The sequence below is a fragment of the Tolypothrix sp. VBCCA 56010 genome (assembly GCF_050875635.1).
In the GTDB taxonomy this organism is placed as follows: domain Bacteria; phylum Cyanobacteriota; class Cyanobacteriia; order Cyanobacteriales; family Nostocaceae; genus Hassallia.
In genome coordinates, this window is sequence record NZ_JBPAOH010000297.1 from 1 (window position 1) to 3701 (window position 3701).

Consider the following 3701-nt stretch of genomic DNA (forward strand, 5'->3'; position numbering starts at 1 on the left):
AGTTTCATTTAACATAAACCCCTCCGATTTTGACTCTGGAGGGGATTTTATTGCTTTAATGTTATGCCTGCGAACCCTCTAAAGCATAACTAGCAACTTGGGTAACTTACCTTCTACGCTTGTCCCACCGCATCGATCGCTGCCTCTAACGCGATCGCCACATGCGTCCAATGAGTCCCACCTTGGCAATAAACCACATACGGCTCCCGCAATGGACCATCGGCGGAAAACTCCGAAGTACTACCCTCAATAAACGTTCCTCCAGCCATCACTACCTGGCTTGAGTACCCCGGCATTTCATCCGGAACGGGGTCGAGGTAGGAACCGATGGGAGAATGCTGTTGGATGGCTTTACAGAAGGCAATCAGCTTTTTCGCGGAACCGAGTTTAATTGATTGAATCACATCGCGGCGGGGCGCAAAAGGTGCTGGATTCACCGGATAACCGAGTTTATCAAACACATAACCAGTAAGGTGAGTTCCTTTCATCGCCTCTCCTACCATTTGTGGAGCGAGAAATAAGCCTTGGAAGAGAATGCGATTTTGGTCGAATGTCGCACCGCCATAACTACCAATTCCCGGTGCGGTAAGGCGACATGCGGCTGCTTCTACTAAGTCGGCGCGACCGGCGACGTATCCGCCTGCGTTGACAATTGTCCCACCAGGATTTTTAATTAATGACCCTGCGATTAAATCAGCACCTACAGCGGTGGGTTCTTGAGTTTCGATAAATTCGCCGTAGCAGTTATCGACAAAACAAATTGTGTTGGGATTTTGCTGTTTGACTATGTGGATGATTTTTTCAATCTCAGCAATTGATAAACTTGGACGCCACGAATAGCCACAAGAACGTTGAATTAATACTAAACGAGTATTATGTTTTACACCTTGACTTAACACTTGCCAATCGATTGTTCCTTCAGAGGTTAGATTTAATTGTCGGTAATTTATGCCAAAATTAAGAAGAGAACCTTGATTTTCACCCCGTAAACCAATGACTTCTTCGAGAGTATCGTAGGGTGCCCCCACTACAGCAAGCATTTCATCTCCAGGACGGAGGACACCATATAAAGCACAAGCGATCGCATGGGTTCCGGATACAAACTGCACCCGCACCACCGCCGCTTCAGCACCCATTACATCGGCAAAAACTTTATCTAAAGTTTCTCGTCCTAAATCATCATGACCATAACCACTTACACCAGCAAAATGGTGTGCCCCTACACGGCGATCGCGAAATGCATCCAGCACTCGTTTCAGATTATGCTTGACCTGAGCGTCAATTCCAGAAAAAATCTGTAATAGTGCCTGTTCTGCTTCTTGCAGCACATCAAAGCTGTTCATCTGTTCCTCTTTCAAAAAAAATACACATGCGGATCTCGCGGGTTCTCGCGGTTCCTTACTCTCAAAAATTCCTACTCAGGTGATTACTGCATGACAATTGCTGCCTCAACTAAACCTCAAATCAACTGGGTAAACACCCTTTTTATGATTGCTCTGCACATCGGAGCTTTGTTTGCTTTATTGCCTAGCAACTTTAGCTGGAAAGCAGTCGGTGTGGCTGTATTTCTTTACTGGGTGACTGGCGGTTTAGGCATTACTCTAGGATTTCACCGTCTTGTCACTCACCGCAGTTTTCAAACTCCCAAGTGGCTGGAATATATTCTCATATTTTTTGGCACACTCGCCTGTGAAGGCGGACCGTTAGAGTGGATCGGTACACACAGAATACACCATTTGCACTCTGACCAAAACGACGATCCCCATGATTCCAACAAAGGCTTTTGGTGGAGTCACATGGGTTGGCTGGTTTGTAAATCTCCCGCTCACGCGGAAGCTCCTCGCTTTACTAAAGACCTCAACGACGACCCAGTTTATCAGTTTTTACAAAAATATTTTATTCTCATCCAATTTGGGCTGGGTGGACTGCTTTTGTTGCTTGGTGGTTGGTCGTTTGTGGTTTGGGGAATTTTTGTTCGCATTGTCTGGGTTTATCACTGCACTTGGTTGGTAAACAGCGCTACGCACAAATTTGGCTATCGCACGCACGATAGTGGCGATCGCTCAACTAATTGCTGGTGGGTAGCTGTTTTAGTATTTGGCGAAGGTTGGCACAATAACCACCACGCTTATCAATACTCGGCTCGTCACGGGCTGGAATGGTGGGAAATCGATTTAACATGGATGACAATTCAACTGCTGCAAGCACTCGGTCTGGCTACGAATGTAAAGCTGGCACCTGGAAAGTAGCAAGTCAGTCATTAGTCAAGGATTAATAGTCAATAAACTCTTGACTTTTGACTCTTGACTAATGACTAATAATAAAAGACTTTCACCAATATTGATTTGTAAATTCCGCGCAAAGCGGACAAAAGCGATTTACTGGTGCGCTATGCTCAGTTAGGTTGCTATAATCCAAAGCGATTATGTAATGTTACGATTTGCAATCAGTCTGTAAAGAGGCGAAAACTCGCGTCTTTAGTTCGGTAGTGTGAGGTTTGTTGTCTATCAGGTATTCATGACTACATCAACAATCAGCGGCAAACAAGAAGCTTGTGACTTAGGTAATTCCGACCTGAGGCTTAAAGATATTATCAAAACCCTGCCACGAGAATGTTTTGTGCAGGATCGTCGCAAAGCTTGGACAACAGCAATAATCAGTGTCTTGATGGTAAGCCTTGGCTACTTAAGCCTGATATTCTCTCCTTGGTTTCTCTTACCCGTAGCGTGGATTTTTACTGGCACTGCGTTGACGGGTTTTTTTGTGATCGGACATGATTGCGGTCATCGTTCATTTGCCAAACGTCGCTGGGTGAATGATGTGGTAGGGCATTTATTTATGATGCCGTTGATTTACCCGTTCCACAGTTGGCGGATTAAGCATAATTATCATCACACTCATACCAATAAGTTAGACGAAGACAACGCTTGGCATCCCATCAGACCAGAAGTGTTTGAAGGTTGGGATAAAACCCGACAGTCTGCTTTTAAGGTATTTATTACTAAACGCCTGTGGTGGGTAGGTTCAGTTGGACATTGGGCGGTTGTACACTTTGATTGGCGAAAGTTCCAAACTAAAGAGCATAAGAGTGTTAAACTTTCTGTGGCTGTGGTGGTGCTTTTTGCTGCGATCGCTTTCCCAACTCTCATCGCTACAACCGGTATTTGGGGTTTTGTCAAATTTTGGCTGATACCCTGGCTGGTTTACCATTTCTGGATGAGTACCTTTACTATTGTTCACCATACCGCTTCAGATGTTCCTTTCGTGGAAGCTTCTAAGTGGAATGCTGGAATAGCACAGCTATTTGGCTCAATTCACTGCGATTACCCACGCTGGGTAGAATTCCTTTGCCACGATATTAATGTTCACGTCCCCCATCACATTTCTACTGCTATTCCCTCTTATAATTTGCGGATGGCTTATCGCAGTATCCAAGAAAATTGGGGCACGTATCTACATGATGAATGTCGGTTTTCTTGGTCTTTAATGAAGCAAATTACAGACCAATGCCAACTGTATAGAACCGATAGTGGCTATCAGTCTTTTAACGACTATTACGCAGGACGATAAAAAAGGCTGAAGTGTCAAGATAAAGCATGATATAGCGATTCCCACTCAGGTGAGGTACAAAATTATATGGCGGGTTGTAGGGGCACGGCACTGCCGTGCCCCTACGGGTGTACCTCATTAAACCGAGAAAC

At 44.9% G+C, this 3701-nt stretch carries 3 protein-coding genes; 2 read left to right on the plus strand and 1 reads right to left on the minus strand.

The window, feature by feature from the left end:
- Positions 1 to 113: 113 nt before the first annotated feature.
- Positions 114 to 1343, minus strand: a complete 1230-nt coding sequence (locus tag AABK37_RS40795) for an aminotransferase class I/II-fold pyridoxal phosphate-dependent enzyme (protein WP_432557081.1) — start codon at positions 1341 to 1343, stop codon at positions 114 to 116.
- Between the two features lie 90 nt (positions 1344 to 1433).
- Here AABK37_RS40795 and AABK37_RS40800 point away from each other — a divergent pair, with 90 nt between their 5' ends.
- Positions 1434 to 2249, plus strand: coding sequence for an acyl-CoA desaturase (locus AABK37_RS40800; protein WP_432557082.1), 816 nt, complete (start codon positions 1434 to 1436; stop codon positions 2247 to 2249).
- A 268-nt stretch (positions 2250 to 2517) separates the two neighbouring features.
- Positions 2518 to 3570, plus strand: coding sequence for a fatty acid desaturase (locus AABK37_RS40805; RefSeq protein WP_432557083.1), 1053 nt, complete (start codon positions 2518 to 2520; stop codon positions 3568 to 3570).
- The last annotated feature ends 131 nt before the right edge of the window (positions 3571 to 3701 follow it).